Source organism: Vibrio sp. 1180_3 (assembly GCF_029478545.1).
In the GTDB taxonomy this organism is placed as follows: Bacteria; Pseudomonadota; Gammaproteobacteria; order Enterobacterales; family Vibrionaceae; genus Vibrio; species Vibrio aestuarianus.
Genome location: NZ_SJFM01000305.1, coordinates 1 through 241, shown reverse-complemented (window position 1 = coordinate 241; position 241 = coordinate 1). Strand labels below are relative to the sequence as shown.

At 55.6% G+C, this 241-nt stretch carries 1 protein-coding gene; it reads left to right on the top strand.

Annotation, left to right across the window (positions count from 1 at the left end; all coding sequences use genetic code 11):
- The coding region (locus EYW48_RS22100; RefSeq protein ID WP_277433129.1) for a VCBS domain-containing protein at positions 1-241 on the top strand (241 nt) is incomplete at both ends.

The following is a 241-nucleotide window of genomic DNA, read 5'->3' as shown; positions in this document are numbered from 1 at the left end:
GACAAAGCGATCATCACGCCAGACCAGCCGGGTGATGACGCGGGCGCGGTGCAAGAAGACGTAACGCTGACCACGAGCGGCAACTTAAATGTGGCTGATCCTGATGCAGGTGAGGCGGTCTTCCAACCTCAAACCGACGTTCAAGACGGCAATTGGGGTAGCTTCTCTATCGATGCCGATGGCAACTGGACCTATAAGCTGAACAACAGCCACCCAGACGTGCAAGCGTTAGACGCTGATA